Origin of the sequence: Solibacillus sp., assembly GCF_040273735.1 — a bacterium.
Classification (GTDB): domain Bacteria; phylum Bacillota; class Bacilli; order Bacillales_A; family Planococcaceae; genus Solibacillus.
The window spans coordinates 206,086-224,928 of sequence record NZ_JBELZM010000003.1 but is presented as its reverse complement, the minus strand read 5'-3'; the positions used below and the strand labels follow the sequence as shown (position 1 = coordinate 224,928).

Here is an 18,843-nt window from a genome sequence, read left to right as displayed (position 1 = left end):
TCATATTAAAGTACATTAGCAACTAACCAGCTATTTACATCATCTGGCTTAGGTACTGGGCGTGACGTTAAACGTAACATTACAGCTTCGTTTTGTTCATCCGCCCATTGTTTAGGTACTTGACGGCCTTCATAAGTATTGAATTGACCTTTTTCCAATTGAGTAACGGCACCATAAGCGAAACCGCCGCCACCTTTTTTGGCCATTAACACTTTCGTAGCAGGCACTAATGATTTTAATTCTCCATTTTCATCTTCGTAATATTCATCATAAGTGTAAATTTCTAAGCCTAAACCAGGTAATTTTCCAATGAATGTTACAGCATCGCTAACGATAGATGGTGTAATTGAACCAAGGTTGATATTTAATTTATCAAACATTTCTTTAATTACTGGGTTACTTAGAAATACAGGTAAAACATCTTCACCAAGAATCACAGTATCAGGTGAAACCCCTGAATTTTTAATGATTTCTTTGCGCCATTTCGTTAAATCAGCATAAATAGCCGCAGTTGATTCTGACCACTTGTCAGCTCCAGACAATGTTTCTACTTGCGAAAAGTCGAAATCAATTTCTTGATCAACCTTTAATGTTAATTTGTCATCGATGTAGCCGTCTAAAATTGCTTTACCTTCAAACAATACTTGTGCAGCAGTTAACTCTTCACGGCGATCAATTGAATCACCCAGCTCTTGTAAGTCATTAGCTAACAACTCTGCTTGACGTTGAGCTGGTGTTTTAGCTGAAAACAAATTTTCTCCAGCTTGACGATTTGAAATATCGTCCACTGTCATAATACGCTGTGGAGCAACACGCGGAGCTTTAATGCGCTCAGTTTTAAATCCGTCACGTGCAATCGTAATACCTCCCACACGTGGAGCCACGAAAGGTGCAACTCGGCGTTTTCCTTTTTTATAATCAATTAATACATCTTCCGTAACGAATGTTTCATTCTTTGGAAAGAACGTATCACGTAAAAATGTATGTGTTTTTGGCATGTTCACAACAGCCTGTAAAAGTGTTTGAGTTTTATATAAGTTCATCTTGGATTTTCCCCCTTATAGTACAGCCTTTAAATAAATACCTTTATTGCGTAAAACATCTTCGTGATCTTCCGGTGTGTCCTCGCCACCAAAGAGTAATGCCGCACGATTAAATGAACCTGAAGTATAAATAACTGCAACCACATCTGTTGAAGTTCCAGTGTCCACATCGTCCGCTAAAATCCCGTGAGCTACAACTTCTGATGCACCTGTTACGGCAGGTACGAACTTACCATCTGCGTTTTTACCAACTACAGTTCCACGTAATAAAATCCCTTGTGAAGCCGCTAATAATACGCTACCTGTTTGCAAAGGAAAGGCAATGTCTGCAATTAATGAATCTGGTGTAAATTCTCCAGCTGTTGAACGTAAATTTGTCATTATTTTTTACCTCCCCAAATATTTGTGAGTTCATTAACAAGATTCTCTTCTTTCGAATCTTTGTTAACTGGATTTTCTTGCGTACCCGGAACATCATTTAATGGAGCTGCATCTTCTTTGCGATTCTCTAAGAAGTTCGCACCCTTTTGTTTTTCAGCTTTGACAATCGCAACAGCTAAATCAGCTGCAGTTGATTTGTTTTCAAATTTCGCAGCATTAACCAAGGTTTCATTACCTGGCATTGCTAAATCTTCAATTTCTTTAATACGAGCATTTTCAGCATTAACGCCTTCCTCATACCCCATATTTTTTACTTGGTTAAATAATTCTGGATGTTCATTTTGTAAAGCTTGTAAATCCATTACAACATCATCCTCCTTTTTATTTGTTAGATTAATTGCTTGTGGTTCAACCACATTCACTGAATCTGGTACAACGGTCTTACTTGCCAAAATTTCAGCCTTTACTTTGTCAATAACGTCTTGAGATAACAACATAGTGTTATCTGCTACACTCACCGAAGCTACGGCATCAGGTGTACTATTACCAAATAAAATCTCGTCAATAAATCCTTTGTCAAAAGCCTGTTGAGCTGTCATCCATGTGTCTTTATTCATCAATTCTCGAATTTCCTCACGGGACAATGATGTTTTTGTTAAATATGAACTAATAATGCTATCATCGATATTTTTCAAAAAATCACTTGCATCTGCCATGTTTTGATGATTACCTTGTTGCCATGTTGATGCCCCATGAATCATAAACTGGGCTAACATAGACATCGACAAATGATCACATGCCATTGCAATAAATGTTGCTGCAGATGCAGCTAAAGAAGAGATTTCACCTTTCACAGTGCCATCAAATTTTTTAAGTGCGTAATAAATCTCAGCGCCTGCCCAAACAGAGCCACCGCCACTATTGATTTCAATCAATAGTTCCTTTTCGCCCTCTGCTTCAGCTTCGGCGATAGCATTTTTTACAAGGCTTGGACTTGTCGCATTTATTCCAAACCACTGATAAACCTCTAAGTGGTCATCACCTACAATGTGCCCCTTAATTTCAATTTTCTTCATTATTTTCACCTCCTCTCGTTAACAAAATTATTATTCATTACGAGCAGTTGAAGCATTTACTCACAAGAATATGGGGAACAGGCCTTGCTGCATGTATAAATACAGCTAGATTAACCATTTGAGCTATTTGTACAAAATGCTATATAATGTTCAAAAGAAAAAGCACAAAACGTTGACTTAACAACGTTCGTGCCTTTTTACTAACCTGATTACCAATCGGGAATGTTATTTAGAATAATGAATAAAATATTACGTTCTCGTAAAAATTAATAGCCGTCTCTAAGGCTTTTTTAAAGATACCGATAATTTTTATATGTGGTTAAAAGCCTGCAAACTATCGTTTTTAAACATATTTTAAGACTTTGTTTAGTTTTTAAATCCATTGTGAATAATTGGATTGAACGGTTCTCTTTAAAATAACTTATCACAGCGTTTCAATTTATTATCTTCTATAAAAAACAGCGACAAATACTGATTTAACAGTATTTGTCGCTGTTTGAAGTACTATGACATTTGGAAACGTTTATTGATTTTGTTTTGTATAATTTATACTTATCAAAAATTATTAAAATCACATAAACTGCAACAGAAAATAGTCTACTTTGTACTTCTAATGATTATTGAATAAAACTAGATATACTAACCGTAAACCCACTAATAAGCCCGCAATATTGCAGAATAATTTCTACTCCAAAAGAAAGCAATGGGTGCATTCTGAACAACAAGAGGTATCATGAAATTATTTCAAAACATCATAAATATCCAGTTTAGTAGAAATGATATTATACCCACTAATTTTCCTGTGCTTTCATAATAATTATAATTTTCAAACGGAGCATTGGTTAGAATTAATATAAAAGAAATACAAAGTATGAGTGTTAAAATAGTTTTTTTATTATATCCCAAAATTATCTTACTCCTCTTTTCAATAACTATTATTTCTAATGTTAGAAATAACAGATTTAAAAGTAATTATAAATAAAAAAAGAACAAGGTCAACCTGATTAGTGTTGTACTGCTCTAGTTTTGTATATGTTGAGTACGTATAATTACATGAATTTCTTTAATTCTGATGAAATTATATAGTTTTAGATTTATACAAGAGAACAACTGTATATTGAGAGATTATATTACTTTTTAAATCTGCCACTCTTTGGACGATGTATGTAAATTTATATTTTTCAATTTATTCCCTTTATACTCAATAAAAGTTTTTAATATAAAAGTTGAGCTTATTTTATACTCAATATTACTATCCAAGTAAGCTGTAACTTTAATTTGAGTAGTTTTATTAATAATATTTTCTGATAACAACATTTGAATATCTAAACCTGCAACAGCAAATCTAGAACTATCTTCTTTCCCCATTAAAGGCAATTGATAAATACCGATTAATACTTGTTTACTATCATCAATTGTCCATTCGATATTAATTATTGTATCCTCTTTAATCTTACCTAACTCAATTAAAGCACAGACTTGAGCGTCTTTTGGTGTAAATAAGTTTTTTTCATTAACTGATTTAAATTCTTCAGTTATATTTTCACAAATAGTAATCGAGTTAATCAATTTAGCACCCCAAAAATTCAAAAAAATTAAGAACTGGATGCTAATTTATGAAATTTTGCATCCAGTTTAAAGTATTCTTACTTTGTCAATCCAAAATATTTTGCTGTAGACCCAGCTGCATATTTCACTGATCCAGTAATAGCACCTTTAATAGCACCCACATTTGCACCAAGAGTAGCTCCAGCCACTCCCGCTGCCTTTACTGTACCCATAGATGTAAATCCGCGAGAAGATTGAGTTGCTGTTACTGCTGTACCAACAGCGCCACCAATTACTGCTCCTTGAGCAGATGATGTTGCAACTGTTTTTTTAATTGTATCTTTATTACTCCAACTATTTAATGTTGATTTAACTGATGAAATAACTCCCATTTATTCCACCTCCTTCAACATAAATTCTAACACTATAGTAAAATAATTCAATTATATTTACATATTTTAGTTATTTTTTGTTATTAACGTAATAGATATGCATTATTTCTTAGAAAAAAAATAAAATTACAAAATAGAAACCTGAAATAACTAATAAAAATCCTATACCTAATAACCAACCAGTAATATTACTTAAATCTAATAAACTAATAATTCCAATTATATAAACAAAAATTCTTTTATATAATGGTTTATCACTATAATCTCCTAATTCATCTTTTAGTTGAACAAAGCCAATCGGAAGTATAAAACATCCAATTATTATTAATCCTATCCCTATAATTAACCCTAACACTTCTATAAAAAACACCTCTTTTAGAATAAATCATTAAATGATTATTACCTTATTTATCCCTTTAATAAAAAAGTTTCCTCCCACATCTTAACATATTTTTGAGAAAAAAAGGATACTAGAATAATTTCAAACCCCACTGTCAGTTATTTTTTTCTCATAATTTTTCTTCTTTTCTTATAGAGAAGCTGACGCTAGTTCTTTTCGTCATCTTCCATTTGTTCTTCTTCAATTGGTGATTTAGACACACCTTTATTATCCACTCCAAAACCCGCTTCACGCCTTAGATTTTCTTCTTGCACACGTAAATTATGGTTTGCAAAGTAATCGCCACCTGTAAGCTCAATCGTTTCACGAGTACGTGTCGAGAAACCTTCCTCAACACGTTTAGTAGCTGCATTCACTTCTTTTAATGGATCTAACTGGCCTTGTGTCGGTCCATTCCACTCTGCTTTTGCATATGCCATACGTACAATCGGATCATCAAAGAAACCTGGAGCATAGATACGCCCTTTTGCAATAGCTTCTGCTAAAAACTCTTCATAAATTGGCTGGCAGAAATCATTAGCTAACCAGTCGCGTCGTCTTTTATACATTTTCCACGCTTCAAGTAATGCACCGCGCGAAGCACTATATGAGCTTGTGAAATGTTTCATCAACACTTCATAAGGGATTTCTAAAGCCGCACCTATTTGGCGACAAATCGAAGTGACAAAACCATCAAATGCAGTGTTTGGTCTTCCAGGGTTAGATGTTTCAACCTTTTCTCCCTCTCGTAAATAGTTTACGAGCCCATTTCCGATTTCAGCTGTCGTTTCATCTTCTGGATCGATTTCTTCTTCTGCAGCAATGCCATCAAAGTCTCCAGTTTCTGGACTTTCAGTGGTAATAAAAACAGTAAACATGCCACTAATAACTGCTGCCATTAATTCTGCTTCACTGTATCTACTTAATTGCTTCAACGACTCGAACACTGGAGAAAGGATTGGCACACCACGACGTTGTTCTGGACGTTCCATTTCCATCAGATGAATAACGTTTAAACGACCTGTTTTAGCACCGTATTTCGGAATACGTGACCATTTATTTTGTATCGCATTTGCAGAACCTGGATGAAAGTTAGCGATATGATAAGCAACTACTTCGCCTTTTTTATCAATTTCAATACCATTTACTATTTTATTATCCAATGAAAATACATTGGAAGGATTGCATACTCTATCTGCCTCGATAAGTTGAATCGTCAATTCATAGGGATTGTTCATACGTTTAATCGTCGGCATAAGAGCTACAACATCGCCTGACATCAATTGAGACATAAAGGCCAACCATTGAAGCTCATAAAAATTCTTCATTCGTGTAACATCACAATCTTTATTTTCAGCCCAATACGTAAATTCACGCTCAGTTTTTGTCTCCCAGGCATCCGCTTCTTCAGGACTCATTCCCAAAAATTCAGCATCGATTTGTGTATTTAATTTAAGGCCGGAACCAACAACGTTTGTTACAGTGTTTTTAATAGCTCCTGTCGCAATTGGCGCACCCATATATAAATCACGTGAACGTTTTCGAAGCGTCTCTACATTATGTTCAATATCTTCTATAGCAGAACCACTACCGCTTAACCAACCGGCCAAGCTTTTCTTTTTTGTACTAGCTCCATGATTACCATAACCAGAATTACTGAGAAAATGATTCATCTGACGAGCTTTCGTACGCTTTAATGCTTTTTCAGGACTAATAATCGCAATAGTTTTTTCTAAAATGTTCACTATCTCATATCCTTCCTATAAATCTCTTGGCATAAATCGTCTGCTCCGACTAGTCTTTCTACCTGTAGCTTTCAGTTCCAACTCGATCACTTTATTCTTCCAGTACTCAATTTGTTTACGAACTTCTGATAAATTCGCTCGTGTTAAAGATCTGGAGCCAATTGTATAAGATTGACCGGTACTAATTGCTAATTCTGCATCCAGCCATGCTTCTAAATGCAGTTTTGCCCGTTCCAATGTAATCATCTGTCATTATCCTTTCCTTACGCGCCTTTTCCTCTTCTGAATTGCGCCTGTATATTCTTTTTCAAAGTTTGGATTCACTATTTCAATTGCAGCTGTATTATAAACACGTAAATCAAATGGTTCATTTCTTGCTCGCACTTTTACCCATATATGATACGGAACGCCTCTTTCGTGACGCACTTCTAACTTTTCAGCTGTTAATCCTAAGAAATAGTTAAATTCATAACCTCTTCCTTTAGGGAAATGGCAATAGTTTGGTCCTACTTCATCCACTTGTAAGCTGGACATTACACGTGCTTTACCATCATTTACACCTAAAGTGACAAGCAAAGACTTCAATGGTTTTGGACGAGATGTTCTTGCAATTAAGGGCACATACTCACCTTTTAGTGCATTGGCCCCTTTTATAGCATAAATATGACGGGCTTCACGTGCTTTAGTGAAACGGTATACTTCTTGTGTGAAGTGACCACCGGAGTCTATACATGTACAAGTTATGCCAAATTGTTTACCATTTGCTTTACTCCAGCGCTTTTGTAACCATAAATCTAACTGGTGCCATATTTCCGGACGTTTTAAGTCACCATGAATAATGTGATATTCAATTCCCCATGATTCACGACCTGCGCCCCAACCAACCACTTCTATTTCGAAGCGATCATCTTGCACGTCAACAGCAGCAGTTAATACTTTTACTGCGTCCGGGACCTCAGCTTCATATGTTTCGCGTCGTTCAAACAGCAATTCTTCATCAACTTTTTGACCTGACTCTTCCCATGGTTCACCAAGTACTGTGTTGACCCAGGTTTTTAGTTTTTCACGGCCATCACGTTTTGCCTTCAAAAAATCATTTACAATACTCGACCATGCTACCCATGGGCTTGAAAACTGATTTAAATGAAATCCACGGCGACTTGAATGCTCTTTTCGTGCAATCCATTTTCCAGAACTGCGTTTCCAATCACGCTCACTATGCAAACAACCGCATTTACAGCATGCATGATTCACATCATCAATAATGAACTCGCCGCTGTCTGTTTTGTGAAATTCAAATTTAACTTGAGCCCATTTAATAGGCTGATATTCATCACATGACGGACAAGCAAATGACCATTCTTCCATCGTGCTATCTTCATATAGCTGTTCAATTCGAGATGTGCCTTTATTTAACGGTGTTGAAACATAAACGAGCTTACGATTGAAATCAAATGTTGTAGTACGCATCGTTGCCAAGTTGATTGGATCCCCTTCATCTCCTGCAGAAACAGGATAACGGTCAACTTCATCACATAATAAAACGCGAATCGGGCGACTGGAGAGGGAGGAGGCCGCGTTTGCTCCGACAATTGCAACTGAACCACCAAGGAAGTTCTTTTCATCGATGGTGTTACCTAAGTTTTTAGCTGCAGTAAACTTCCTTTGTAACGGCTCACTTGCCTCAATCATGGTAGACAAACGTGTCTTCGAGAAATAGTTGATTAGCTTTTTATTAGGAAGCATGAACATAATCGGGCACGGATCATAATCAATATGATAGCCAACCATGTTCAACATAAATTCGGTCTTACCTACCTGAGCCGAAGCCATAATAGCGACTTCTTCTGTTTCTTTGTCAGTAATACTATCCATGATTTCACGCATATATGGAGCACGATCTGTTCGCCACGGACCTGGTTCAGCAGAAGTTGCTGTTGTTAATATCCGATAACGGTCTGCCCACTCTGACACCGTTAAATTTGGACGTGGCGCCCATAATTGAGATATTTCTTTGAATAGATTGACGGTCTTTTCAGCAACCAATCTACTCATTACCTTCTCGCTCAAACAATTTTGGACTGTAATCAACCAAAACGTTTAAAATGCTTGTGATTTCATCTTGCAATTTCTTTTCAATCGCCTTGGCTGACTCTCCTTCCAGTTGTGGGCTAATACGGATAGGAAAAGATAGTAATTTTGATTTAGCACTTAAAATTATGTCTCCCATTACTGCACGAACATCGTTTGCATCATGCAGCTGACCACGTAATTGTTGCACTTGCAATTCAGTCTTTTCTTTTTTTAACATTTCATGTTCGGTTTTTGCATCAACATAACGGGGCTTGCCGTTATCTTCTTTGCCACCAGAAGCGTGTTCGATGTAAGCTAAAATGTTTTGACCAACTATGTATTTACCACGAGCGCATTGCGTGAGTATACCGTCCCGTGTCAATTGACGAATCCATTGTGGCGTTTTCCCAACTAATTTTGCTAATTCACTTGTACCAATTTCTAATTCCGACAAGGTTTCGGCTTTCGTTTTCGTTCCCGACATTCCCCACACCTCACTTTCGTTTCAAATACAATTTTATTGAAGATTTTTTTGTTCTATTTAATGAAGGTACTTTTTCGAAAATCAAAACTAGACGATTTCTCAGGGGAAAGCGAAAGTAAGATTTCCGAAAAAAAAATTGCCCTATTTTGGGGCTCGCAAGCCCCGCACGGTTTTCGAAGCTCCAGGAGGACCCATAAAATAAAGTCATATCACTGTTTTAGAGCCAACTATGCACTAACAACACAATGATTGCTCACATTACTTACGCTTCACCTTCCCATTTACTCGTTTGTATGTATCGCGATGTGTTCCCATTAGTTCTTCAAGATCACGCTTCGATAACTTCTCTTTATTCTTCTTAGGACGATGAACAGCATTTAATTTATCTCGCGTATCATCATCGATTAAATTGTAAATTTCCATGTGTTCACCGCCTTTCAATGTTTGAGTGCATAATAAAAAGCCACTCACAATTTAATGAGTGACTAATTACAAATCTCTTATAATTCTCGTTTAGGTAACTTTAACTGATCTTTCATGATTGATATAGTGTCCGTTACTATATCGCCCATTTCACGATATAACTGGTTAATCCACACATAATCTTTTTCCTTATATGCCCAATTGATTTCAAGTATTTTAATATACAGTTCTTCATCTGCATAGATTTCATTTTTTGCAATTATATTAATAATATCGAGTTGTTCTTCTTTTGTTAAATTTTCAAAATCATGTGCGCCATACTTAAAATGATTTACATTTATCAGTGTATATAGTGGGTTGTACAGTAAAAGCAACCGGTCTTTAATTGCATTATTTATTAACTCTTCTTCTCTTAATCTTTGTTGCTCTAATAAAGTATTGTTTACTTGTTTAGTTGAACTCTCCATTGTTAACTTAACACCAAATAATGTTAACAAACCCGAGATTACTCCGCCTAAAATTGCCCCAATAAATCCGATAGCAACTCCGACCCCTATCGCACTATCTTTTTCTATAAACCAATCAACTAAAGTGAACGTTGATAAAATACACATTAGCCCTAATGTAGTAGCTATGATAAAATCTTTCAAATCCCAGTTCATTTTCTTTCCCTCCACACTAATCATAATGTGAATGGAAATGATTGTCACTACTATATTCCTAATAATAAAAAGCCACCACTCAATCGAGTGATGACTCAAAGTTTAATTAACAAATTGTTCAACGGAAAAAAATTCCTCATAACCTGCATACATTGCGTAACCTGCATAATCAGCGTACTTTGCATAACTAGCTCTATTAGCGTACGGGTGAAAACCGAAATTTTTATATCCCTTTTTACTTATATTAGTGATTAGTCTATTTCTATCCATAATCTCTCCCAAATAGCGACCCGATTTATCATATACTTCATCACCATAAAATTTTCCTATATGGTGCCCTTTATATGTCCAGAGGTCTTCGCCATCTCTATAACCAAAGAACTTACCATTCCACGTCCATAACCATTCCATATTCTACTCACCCCCATCCACTTATAATTGTAAATTAAATAGGGATTCAATAGAATGATACGAATTTGATAATTAAAAGCCTTCAGCAATCGCCAACGACTTTAATATGATATTTGGTTTGTTTAAATTATGGTATGTTATCAATTTACACTGTTTTTTACGGTACTTCTATAAATTGCAAAGTGCATTATTAAGTTATCATGAAATTGAGCTACTACTTCATATAAACAATCCAATGTGTTTTCGCTCGTTTATTTCCATAGAGCGGCTGAAAGTCAAAACATTTTAAAACATCCTTCAATGGTATCTGGTCCTCGTTCCACTTAAAAACAAGTGTCCCGTTTGGCTTCAAAACCCTCATGCATTCTTCAAAACCTTTTTTCAAATCATCTGGCCAAGTATCTTTATCTAGCCGACCATATTTTTTAGCAAGCCATGATTTAGTGCCTGCGTATAATAAATGAGGTGGATCAAATACAACATGCCAAAATTGTTCGTTCTCAAATGGCATATTCCTGAAATCACCTACAACATCTGGATTCACATTGATAACATGTCCAGTTTCTAGTTTTTCGTATTCAGTGCGTTTATCCATAAAAAGTACATCATCATTTTGTTTATCGAACCAGAACATCCGACTGCCACAACAAGCATCTAAAACCCTTTTCACAATCACACCACCCGACATATTTATTTCTATACAAACTTAATTTCCAAAGCTGTCCTATCAATAAGATTATCCCGTATCTTCAAAACCTTCCTACGCGAATAACCCAACTCATAAGCGATGTCTTCCCACTCGTTATAACCTCGCTTGGTACGATAACGCATATCGACAATTGTTTTTTCATCGTCATTTAATGAAATATATAATCGTTCAATGCCGTTAATGATACGCTGCAAGTTCTTATATAAATCATCTTCCGCTAACATGATTGCTCGATTGCCTGTTGTATCGGAAATCCGATTGGCTCTACCTCCACCCATATTTGTATCTTCTGCCTGATGTGGATTAAGCAACTCCCATTCACGATACTTTAGCTGTTTTTTATATTCCTCAAGATTAATCCAATAATCTTCAAGTTTCTGAATGTCGTGCCTTGATAGTTTCATAATTTGTCCTCCACAATCATTCGACTAATTCGTCCAATGTAACTTCAAATATATTTTTAAGAATCAATAGACTACTTAATGTCGGCTCATTCTTACCTAATTCCCACATACGAATGGCAACTTCTGATTTATTGACCTTTTCCGCTAACTGTTTTTGAGTTAGTCCCAATTTTGTGCGATTAGCTTTAATATTTTGTGCAACGTTCATATTTGCACCTCCATAACTTAACAACATGCGATTCTGCCTATCTAGCGTTCGATTGTAGACGTTTTAGATCCATTTTGGTGTATTTGGTAGGTAATGAATTAAAACACCTAGAATCGCACTTAAATCACTTCAAATTGATATATGTCTTATTTAACTTTCATTTTCTTCTTCACTCGATTGATTTCTTTAAGATTATTACTCTTCCATCTAACAAAAGTTCTGGAGCCCATCGAAACAGTTGAGGCAAATTGTGTATCTGTTAAACCCTTGATTCTAGCCAATAGATATTCTTCAATTGTGAACTCTTTCGGCTTAGACCTTTTACGACGTTCTACCATTACGCCTTCCGTTAAGGTGCCATCGGATTTAATGATTTTTCGCGGCTTAATCAGTTTGAGTAATTGATCGCCTAATGACTTCATCTTTTCGCAATGCTCGCAGCTTTGTTTGGTATTGGTATTGTCACAGAGACAAAAAGATGAAATGCGATTAATCTGTTCCAGAATCTCTAAACGTTTTTCCAGTAACTCATTATCAGTCATGATGTCCACTCCTCACTTAATTTTCTTTTTGCCTTTGTTTCGGAAACGTGGCTTTCTATTATCTAAAAGCAGCTTGTACTTTTTATTCAAAGCGCTATATGACTTTTGCCAATCCTTGATAATCGCGTTTTTATTTTTGAGTTGATTCTTTAAGCTGTAGTTTTCAGATTCGATTTTCTTGTAATGCTCCCACATTCTTTCCTCGTGTTCGGTTAAGTTGTCATTTTGTTGGTGCATGAAATCACCTCAATCTTCTAATTTGATAGCCACAACCTTATTGCCTCGGTCTTGTCTTTTATTAGCAGGCATCGAATACCAATAAATCGTGTTTCGTGATACCCCTCGAAATTCTGCCAATTCATCCAGTGTGCCAATTGCTAACAAATTATCACCTTTATACAATGCATAATCACTCGTATCTTTCGGTCTGCCACGATTAGCCATTTATATCAACTCGCCTTCCACAAATAATTAAAGGTCACTGGACTTTACGAACACACCATTTACCATCTTGCCTGTTCGCCCTTTGATTTCGTCATAGGCGCAGCTTAAACATTCAGTTAAATCCATGCCGTTTTGTTGAGCAAGAATGATTAAGGTCACAACCACATCGCCAATACCATCACGCAAAGCATCTTTATCATTACGAGCAAGTGCTGCTGCAACTTCCCCGACTTCCTCTGTAACTTTCAAAAATTGTTTACTAGATTCAGCTTTGTCCAATCCTTTATTAATTGACCATTGCTCTACTTGTTTAATTAATTCGTTCATAATTGTTTCCTCCTGGTTAAATTAACTGTAATTGTTCGTCACATTTCATTGCATAATCATCAGATAAAATGACTTCAAATATCGCTTCTAGTACACACACCGCTATACTATTGCCTGCCAATGCGTATAATGTCGCGCTCCTTTGATGTGGTTTTATCGGAAATACATCAAGCATTAAATCGAAATCTTCATCATCGAAATCCATCAATCGCCACCACTCTCTTTCAGTCGGATAACGATAGCGACCATCTGCCATTTTAAATACGCCTGCTGCTGGGCAACGATCTGGACGTTCAGTGATCGTATTGCATGTATCAATAATGGTTTTGATGTATCGGAATTTAGATTTATTAGCTTCGATTTCTTCTGCACTTGCTAAATCTTCTAATCTATTGAGCATAGATGGAATATTCACTACATATTTTTCAATGTTTTCGATTTCATGTTCCGGCTGCTGAAAATCGCTCATGGGACGTAAAGGTCGTTTTTTCATTTTGCTAAAATCGAATTTCTCTTTGCCTAGCACAGATACACAAAAAACTCGTTCTCTAGTTTGAGGCAATCCGTAATCCATTGCATTTTCGATGTTAAAATTATTTGTATATCCCAATGATTCCATTTCTCGCAAATATTCATCGAATATTGGACGCTTGGCTTTAAAGAGCGCACCACGAACGTTTTCCCAAATTACAAATTTAGGACGCCATTCTCCCATTTCCTTTATGATCCTAATAGTTTCCAGGAGCAATTCCGAACGGCCTTTATCGTTGTTATGATTGGCTGCTGAATTATCCTGGCATGGACTGCCGTGAACTAAAATGTCTGGCTTTAAATCCCAAGTACGAACATCCTGTGTTTTATAACGAAATGGATTCATTGCGTTGTAGGCTTTCACTCGATTTTCTTTCCACTCCACATAATCAATTGTTTTTACTTTTACACCCAATCGCTTTGCAGCTTTTATATCTGCTCCAATTCCACCAAAAAGTGATAGTAACTTTAGCTGCATTTATTTCACCTCTTTCACTTAATCCACCGATCCACCAAATAAACGAGCCAATCTAGGATGATTCTTGATTTCTTCTTCAATGGATTTCCCTCCATCCATCCTTAGTCAATACATCCACAATCGGCGAGAAGTGAGGCACCACGACCTCAACTTCTGCTTCATCATCGATTAATGCGAATCGTCTCATTGGTAACTGTATAGTTAATGGCTTCCGTTCACGTTTACGTTTATGCTTTGGCACCCATTGCGGTATGCCGTTTTTATTCAGTGTTTGCATTAGAACACCTCATTTGTTTTCCTCCGCTCTATACTTCTCTAACTCCCGTCTTAATGCGGTATTTTCACGCCTTAGTTCTCCAAACTGCTTTTTAAGAGCTTGATACTCAATATTCTTTTCATGTGCTGCTTTACTATGTTTCTTCTTCAATTTCAGTTCTTCTGAACGTAAATGCCCCAAGACCCCTTTGACAAGCTTTGCGCTTACCACTTTCTGCGTCTCGCATTTTTGAATCAACGTGTTAAGCTTTGTCATTTAAAACACCCCGTTTTTTAGGTAATGCCTTGCTTGATATAAAAACCGGTGATACAAATTGTGGGCAATGATATTTTTACTCATGGGTACAATTTCAAAGTTATATTTCGCTTTAAATGATTCAAGTCGGCCCTTCAATGCTTTTGGATCATACTTGCTACGATAATTTCCTTTCGCTAGGTTTTCATCGAAATTCGGGTCCTCCACAAACAATACAAACTTGCTATCCTGGCTACGTATAAGCTCATTAATAAATGCTTGCTGCGTGTCCTTTTGTAAGTTGCCGCATATCTCGTCCAATGAGTTTTTACGTTCTACGAAACTATTGAAATATAAATCTCGGGTAATCCCGTATTTTAAAGTTTCATCATTACTCGGAATCATAAAGCTATAATCGCCCGTATCTAATTTTTGAACTTTCATGGCAATGTTTTTCTGCTTGAAATATTCAAGAATGTGCAAAGCTGATTTTTCGCGTGTGTCCATGATTATTGTTAAATGTTTTAGAATCGCATCGATTTCTTTGTCGTTGTATTTGTAGCGTATCAATTTTCAATTACGCTCCTTTCTTTGCAAACGCGACTGCCCTTGCATAGATTTCATTTTTAAATTTTGTCGATTCATCATTTTCGTATTGTCGCCAGTCCTCATAAATGTCATGCCATCCGTTACCGTTCAACTTCGCCTGGTAATCTAGGAATAGATTTAATGCGACTGGATCATTGTTTAAGAAATTCGTAATCGAATCGTTTTTCTGCCATCCTGCAAATACGGTTATCATCTTCCAAAGCGTTTTGTCAGCTGCATTCATGCCTTCCACAGATTTTAGATACGCATCAATCTCGGGGAAAATTGGATCAGCTGCCTTCAAAACTTCGTTTGGTATATTTTGATGATTTTTCAATTCGAGTTGACCATCATTTTTATCACGTTCAATAATTCCGCCAAATTTCCATATTCGAGATAAAACGAATAAAACTATAACTCTCACCACTTTTCCAAATAATGCTAGAATTAAATTTAAAAAAGTAACTAAATAACCCCTAAATAACACTAAAAGTTATTTAAAATAACACCCTTAAAACACTACAGCCACAAGGTATTGATTAGTTTTTTAGTTAAAAAAGTTAGCATAGTTATCGTTATTTTGTATAAAGGCTCTATATATATATTTATTTTTATTTTTATTTTTTTAATTAACCCCAAAATAAATAACTAAAGTAACTATTTAACTAAAAAACAACCTTCAAACCCTTGATACTACTGCGTTTATAGCAATCTATAAAATAGTTATTTAAACTAACTTTAGTTATTAAGAGAGCTTAAAACCGCCTGTTTTTTCATTTTCGATAACTGGTTCAGTAACTGGTTTTCGTTCTTGAATGGTAATTCCAACCAAATACATTTTGTTACCTGCGCCTTTACTTTTTCCAAATCCTTTCGTTTCGAGCATCCGATAAAACGAACGATTGGAAATGGAACGTTCACCTGCTGCATAGCACCAATTTGAATAAATATTGTAGAGTTCTTTCGCTTCGATTTTGGTATTTATATCTTTAGGGTTCATATAACAACGTTCTTCTAGGAATGGTCCGAGAATATCCATTTCTTCTTTGTAGTTGCCGGTTGCATCCACTACCACTTTCGGTTCTTTTAATCCCGACTGCTGCCATTTCAAGCAACCTTCGATGGCCCAATTCAAGATCCCGCTCATTTCAAGCGTAAGTTTTTCTTCAAGTTTTTTATCCCGTTGATGTGGGGCTAAATTTAAAGTGAACGGAATGATCTTTACACGGCGCCAAATTCCTTCATCAACTCCGCCGATTATCGGTTTATGGTTTGTCGTGAAGAACACTTTAAACTCTGGAGTGAATTCGAAAAATTCTTGTCTTAAGAAACGCGCCAGTATTGGTTCTCCACCTGTAATTGTTTTAACAAGTGATTCCTGGAGTTTTTCGCCTTCTTCAGATTCCACTGCAGAAACGAATCGACTGCCAACCAAACGGGCAATATCGTTATTTGCACCGTCATTTTTCTTTTTGATGAAAGTATCTGATTTAGTTTGCAAACCATAATCACCCATCATTGCTTTGATGATGTTGATAAATGTTGATTTACCATTACTACCGCCACCTACAAGGAAATACATACCTTGCTCAGAAATATCGCCTGTCATGCTGTAACCGATTAGTCGCTGCATGTAATCAATGAGCTCTTCATCGCCTTTAAAGATTTGCTGAAGAAATTTCAACCATGTCGGACATTGTGCGCTTTCATCAAATTCTACGTTTGCCAGTTTTGATAAACGAAGGTCACGATCATGTTGCTGCAGTTTTCCAGTTCGTAAATCCAAAATTCCATTTGAACAGTTGAACAAGAATTTATGCTTATCAAACTCTTCACGTTCAGCTGGAACCAACGGCATTAAGTCTTTGATACTGTTCATCCGAATGTTCCGTTTACCGCAAGAACGAGCCCATCGCACTTCCATTTCATCATCTGATTTTTCCAGTTCGCGCAAAACTTTATTAGCAATGCGTTCGATTTGCAGTTTGTTGTCGTACTTCCAACGCTTTCCGTCCCAAAGCATCCAACCGATTTCACTAACGAAACGGATAACATGGCCGTATTCATAAGCAATCCGTTCTGCATTTCCTAATTCATTCAAACGGAATTTCTTTTTCGGTTTAACTTCCTCTCCATCGTCCACTGCCTCTACTGTGGAGGACACATCAAATTCGGCATATTCAATTTCATGCTTATGGTCCAATACAGTTGTGGTAGTAGAGGTAATAGCCTTTGCGATGGTACGTTCACCGTATGTTTCGCCTGTATCACCGTAAGTAATGCGGTCCCATTTCGGACGCATGAGCGCTGTCTCACGCATCATTGCGTCCATTCTTGTTGCGCTCTTTCCTGTCCAGAATGCCAGGTGATTACATAAGGCAATGTCCGTTGATGAATGATCATTGTTGATTAAATTTCCGTTGAACATCGATCGAATTTCATCACCCGATTTACTGCGGAACATTCGCTCCCAAAGCTGCTCATTGGATAATTTAACTTCATCTTTTTCATAGTCTTGTAATTTAACGAGTCGGCCTTGTAAATCGCTGTCGTCAAAATATTTATCCAGAAATTCAACGAGCTCATCTGTACGTTCGATAATTTCATTTGAATTTTCTCTAATTCCAGTCATTGTGAAATAACGGGTATGCTGATAAATTTCCAATCCTAACTTGCTGTTTTTACGTCCAGTACCACACACACTTTGTGGAAGGCTGCCCTTTACAATGATGTGAACGCCAGTACCCGAAACAGAAAATTCGGTATAGGAATCTAGCATTTCAATTACTTCTTTTGCAAAATCACTAATGATTGGATTTTCGCGATTTTCATCGTCTGCTGAGTAGGTCACACAATGATCAATGTCGATTCCAACAAAACTGTCACGGCGACTAAATACAAAACCTATACCATCAGCATTTGAATTAGTGTATATTTTGGCCGCTGTCGCAAAAGTGGACCACGTTCTCGGGTCGTTTGCTCTTGCCTCTGCTCCCTGTGCCAGTGGGTCAGCTTGATATGGGATTTTTGTAAACTTCCCATTTTCTTTTTTCTCTGCCTTCCACAAGATCCAGTTGGGCATGTTCTTAATTTCTGATGGAATTTCATTAAAGTTGTATGGTATTACTTTCATGCTGCTCACCTATTTTCGTTATCCGTTAAAATGCTTGCCAAAATTGCATATCCAGCAATATCTTGCAACGTATCAGTAATTGATTCATTTACCTGTGCTTCATTTTTGTTTAAATTTTTAAGCCTACGCAACTTATCATCTAATCGAATGAGCACACTTGTTAAACCGTATTCATTGAATTGTTCTTCAAATGAATTGCCATAATCGGCATTCTTTTTTGCTAACAATTGCGCAAGATCATCTGTCTGTTCCTGTATACGCATTGGATTTATAACCATTTTTACCTCCGAAACTCGTATTTTGGGTATAAGAAAAGAGAGCCCCAGAAAAAAGAGCTCTCTATTTAGTTTT

At 36.4% G+C, this 18,843-nt stretch carries 27 protein-coding genes; all 27 read right to left on the bottom strand.

The genetic code is table 11. The features are described 5' to 3' along the window. Nucleotides 1-5 precede the first annotated feature (5 nt). Nucleotides 6-1,043 carry a major capsid protein gene (locus tag ABS917_RS05420; protein WP_350478033.1) on the bottom strand — a complete coding sequence of 346 codons (1,038 nt, stop codon included), beginning with the start codon at nt 1,041-1,043 and terminating at the stop codon, nt 6-8. 15 nt (nt 1,044-1,058) lie between these two features. Further along, a complete protein-coding gene (locus ABS917_RS05415) occupies nt 1,059-1,424 on the bottom strand; it encodes a head decoration protein (protein ID WP_350478032.1) in 366 nt (121 codons plus the stop codon). Beyond that, a complete protein-coding gene (locus ABS917_RS05410) occupies nt 1,424-2,500 on the bottom strand; it encodes a head maturation protease, ClpP-related (protein WP_350478031.1) in 1,077 nt (358 codons plus the stop codon). Before ABS917_RS05410 ends, ABS917_RS05415 begins: the two co-directional genes overlap by 1 nt. 1,137 nt (nt 2,501-3,637) lie before the next feature. After that, nucleotides 3,638-4,069 (bottom strand): hypothetical protein, encoded by a 432-nt coding sequence (locus ABS917_RS05405; RefSeq protein ID WP_350478030.1) that lies wholly within the window; start codon nt 4,067-4,069, stop codon nt 3,638-3,640. Nucleotides 4,070-4,146: 77 nt separating this feature from the next. After that, nucleotides 4,147-4,440, bottom strand: a complete 294-nt coding sequence (locus ABS917_RS05400) for a hypothetical protein (RefSeq protein WP_350478029.1) — start codon at nt 4,438-4,440, stop codon at nt 4,147-4,149. 109 nt (nt 4,441-4,549) lie between these two features. After that, the gene (locus tag ABS917_RS05395; RefSeq protein WP_350478028.1) at nt 4,550-4,795 is read right to left on the bottom strand and encodes a hypothetical protein; all 246 of its coding nucleotides are present in this window, start codon (nt 4,793-4,795) and stop codon (nt 4,550-4,552) included. A 191-nt stretch (nt 4,796-4,986) separates the two neighbouring features. Further along, nucleotides 4,987-6,564: a phage portal protein gene (locus ABS917_RS05390; protein ID WP_350478027.1), complete on the bottom strand. Its 1,578-nt coding sequence runs from the start codon at nt 6,562-6,564 to the stop codon at nt 4,987-4,989. A gap of 15 nt (nt 6,565-6,579) precedes the next feature. After that, complete coding sequence (locus ABS917_RS05385; RefSeq protein ID WP_350478026.1) at nt 6,580-6,810, bottom strand: DUF6148 family protein; 231 nt, start codon at nt 6,808-6,810, stop codon at nt 6,580-6,582. Between the two features lie 6 nt (nt 6,811-6,816). Next, complete coding sequence (locus ABS917_RS05380; protein WP_350478025.1) at nt 6,817-8,619, bottom strand: phage terminase large subunit family protein; 1,803 nt, start codon at nt 8,617-8,619, stop codon at nt 6,817-6,819. Next, entirely contained in the window at nt 8,612-9,121 is a 510-nt protein-coding gene (locus tag ABS917_RS05375) for a hypothetical protein (RefSeq protein ID WP_350478024.1), read from the bottom strand. Before ABS917_RS05375 ends, ABS917_RS05380 begins: the two co-directional genes overlap by 8 nt. Before the next feature lie 258 nt (nt 9,122-9,379). Beyond that, nucleotides 9,380-9,544 carry a hypothetical protein gene (locus ABS917_RS05370; protein ID WP_350478023.1) on the bottom strand — a complete coding sequence of 55 codons (165 nt, stop codon included), beginning with the start codon at nt 9,542-9,544 and terminating at the stop codon, nt 9,380-9,382. A gap of 77 nt (nt 9,545-9,621) precedes the next feature. Continuing rightward, a complete protein-coding gene (locus ABS917_RS05365; RefSeq protein ID WP_350478022.1) occupies nt 9,622-10,206 on the bottom strand; it encodes a hypothetical protein in 585 nt (194 codons plus the stop codon). A gap of 102 nt (nt 10,207-10,308) precedes the next feature. After that, nucleotides 10,309-10,617 carry a 4-fold beta flower protein gene (locus ABS917_RS05360; protein WP_350478021.1) on the bottom strand — a complete coding sequence of 103 codons (309 nt, stop codon included), beginning with the start codon at nt 10,615-10,617 and terminating at the stop codon, nt 10,309-10,311. A gap of 214 nt (nt 10,618-10,831) precedes the next feature. Then, nucleotides 10,832-11,305 (bottom strand): TRM11 family methyltransferase, encoded by a 474-nt coding sequence (locus ABS917_RS05355; RefSeq protein WP_350478020.1) that lies wholly within the window; start codon nt 11,303-11,305, stop codon nt 10,832-10,834. 8 nt (nt 11,306-11,313) lie between these two features. Then, the gene (locus ABS917_RS05350) at nt 11,314-11,730 is read right to left on the bottom strand and encodes a transcriptional regulator (protein WP_350478019.1); all 417 of its coding nucleotides are present in this window, start codon (nt 11,728-11,730) and stop codon (nt 11,314-11,316) included. Between the two features lie 16 nt (nt 11,731-11,746). Continuing rightward, the gene (locus tag ABS917_RS05345) at nt 11,747-11,938 is read right to left on the bottom strand and encodes a helix-turn-helix transcriptional regulator (protein ID WP_350478018.1); all 192 of its coding nucleotides are present in this window, start codon (nt 11,936-11,938) and stop codon (nt 11,747-11,749) included. A gap of 146 nt (nt 11,939-12,084) precedes the next feature. After that, a complete protein-coding gene (locus ABS917_RS05340) occupies nt 12,085-12,480 on the bottom strand; it encodes a hypothetical protein (RefSeq protein ID WP_350478017.1) in 396 nt (131 codons plus the stop codon). Between the two features lie 12 nt (nt 12,481-12,492). Next, nucleotides 12,493-12,717 carry a hypothetical protein gene (locus ABS917_RS05335; RefSeq protein ID WP_350478016.1) on the bottom strand — a complete coding sequence of 75 codons (225 nt, stop codon included), beginning with the start codon at nt 12,715-12,717 and terminating at the stop codon, nt 12,493-12,495. Between the two features lie 9 nt (nt 12,718-12,726). Next, nucleotides 12,727-12,924: a hypothetical protein gene (locus tag ABS917_RS05330; RefSeq protein WP_350478015.1), complete on the bottom strand. Its 198-nt coding sequence runs from the start codon at nt 12,922-12,924 to the stop codon at nt 12,727-12,729. Between the two features lie 27 nt (nt 12,925-12,951). Then, nucleotides 12,952-13,251, bottom strand: coding sequence for a MazG-like family protein (locus tag ABS917_RS05325; protein ID WP_350478014.1), 300 nt, complete (start codon nt 13,249-13,251; stop codon nt 12,952-12,954). A 16-nt stretch (nt 13,252-13,267) separates the two neighbouring features. Further along, on the bottom strand, nt 13,268-14,260 hold the full coding sequence (locus ABS917_RS05320; protein WP_350478013.1) for a DNA cytosine methyltransferase: 993 nt from the start codon (nt 14,258-14,260) through the stop codon (nt 13,268-13,270). Nucleotides 14,261-14,336: 76 nt separating this feature from the next. Beyond that, the gene (locus tag ABS917_RS05315) at nt 14,337-14,537 is read right to left on the bottom strand and encodes a hypothetical protein (protein ID WP_350478012.1); all 201 of its coding nucleotides are present in this window, start codon (nt 14,535-14,537) and stop codon (nt 14,337-14,339) included. Between the two features lie 9 nt (nt 14,538-14,546). After that, entirely contained in the window at nt 14,547-14,792 is a 246-nt protein-coding gene (locus ABS917_RS05310; RefSeq protein WP_350478011.1) for a hypothetical protein, read from the bottom strand. Further along, nucleotides 14,793-15,341, bottom strand: a complete 549-nt coding sequence (locus ABS917_RS05305; protein ID WP_350478010.1) for an ERCC4 domain-containing protein — start codon at nt 15,339-15,341, stop codon at nt 14,793-14,795. It lies immediately after the preceding gene. A gap of 7 nt (nt 15,342-15,348) precedes the next feature. After that, nucleotides 15,349-15,783 (bottom strand): hypothetical protein, encoded by a 435-nt coding sequence (locus tag ABS917_RS05300; RefSeq protein ID WP_350478009.1) that lies wholly within the window; start codon nt 15,781-15,783, stop codon nt 15,349-15,351. Nucleotides 15,784-16,104: 321 nt separating this feature from the next. Next, nucleotides 16,105-18,492, bottom strand: coding sequence for a phage/plasmid primase, P4 family (locus ABS917_RS05295; protein WP_350478008.1), 2,388 nt, complete (start codon nt 18,490-18,492; stop codon nt 16,105-16,107). A gap of 5 nt (nt 18,493-18,497) precedes the next feature. Next, a complete protein-coding gene (locus ABS917_RS05290; RefSeq protein WP_350478007.1) occupies nt 18,498-18,770 on the bottom strand; it encodes a nucleotide modification associated domain-containing protein in 273 nt (90 codons plus the stop codon). Between the last annotated feature and the right edge of the window lie 73 nt (nt 18,771-18,843).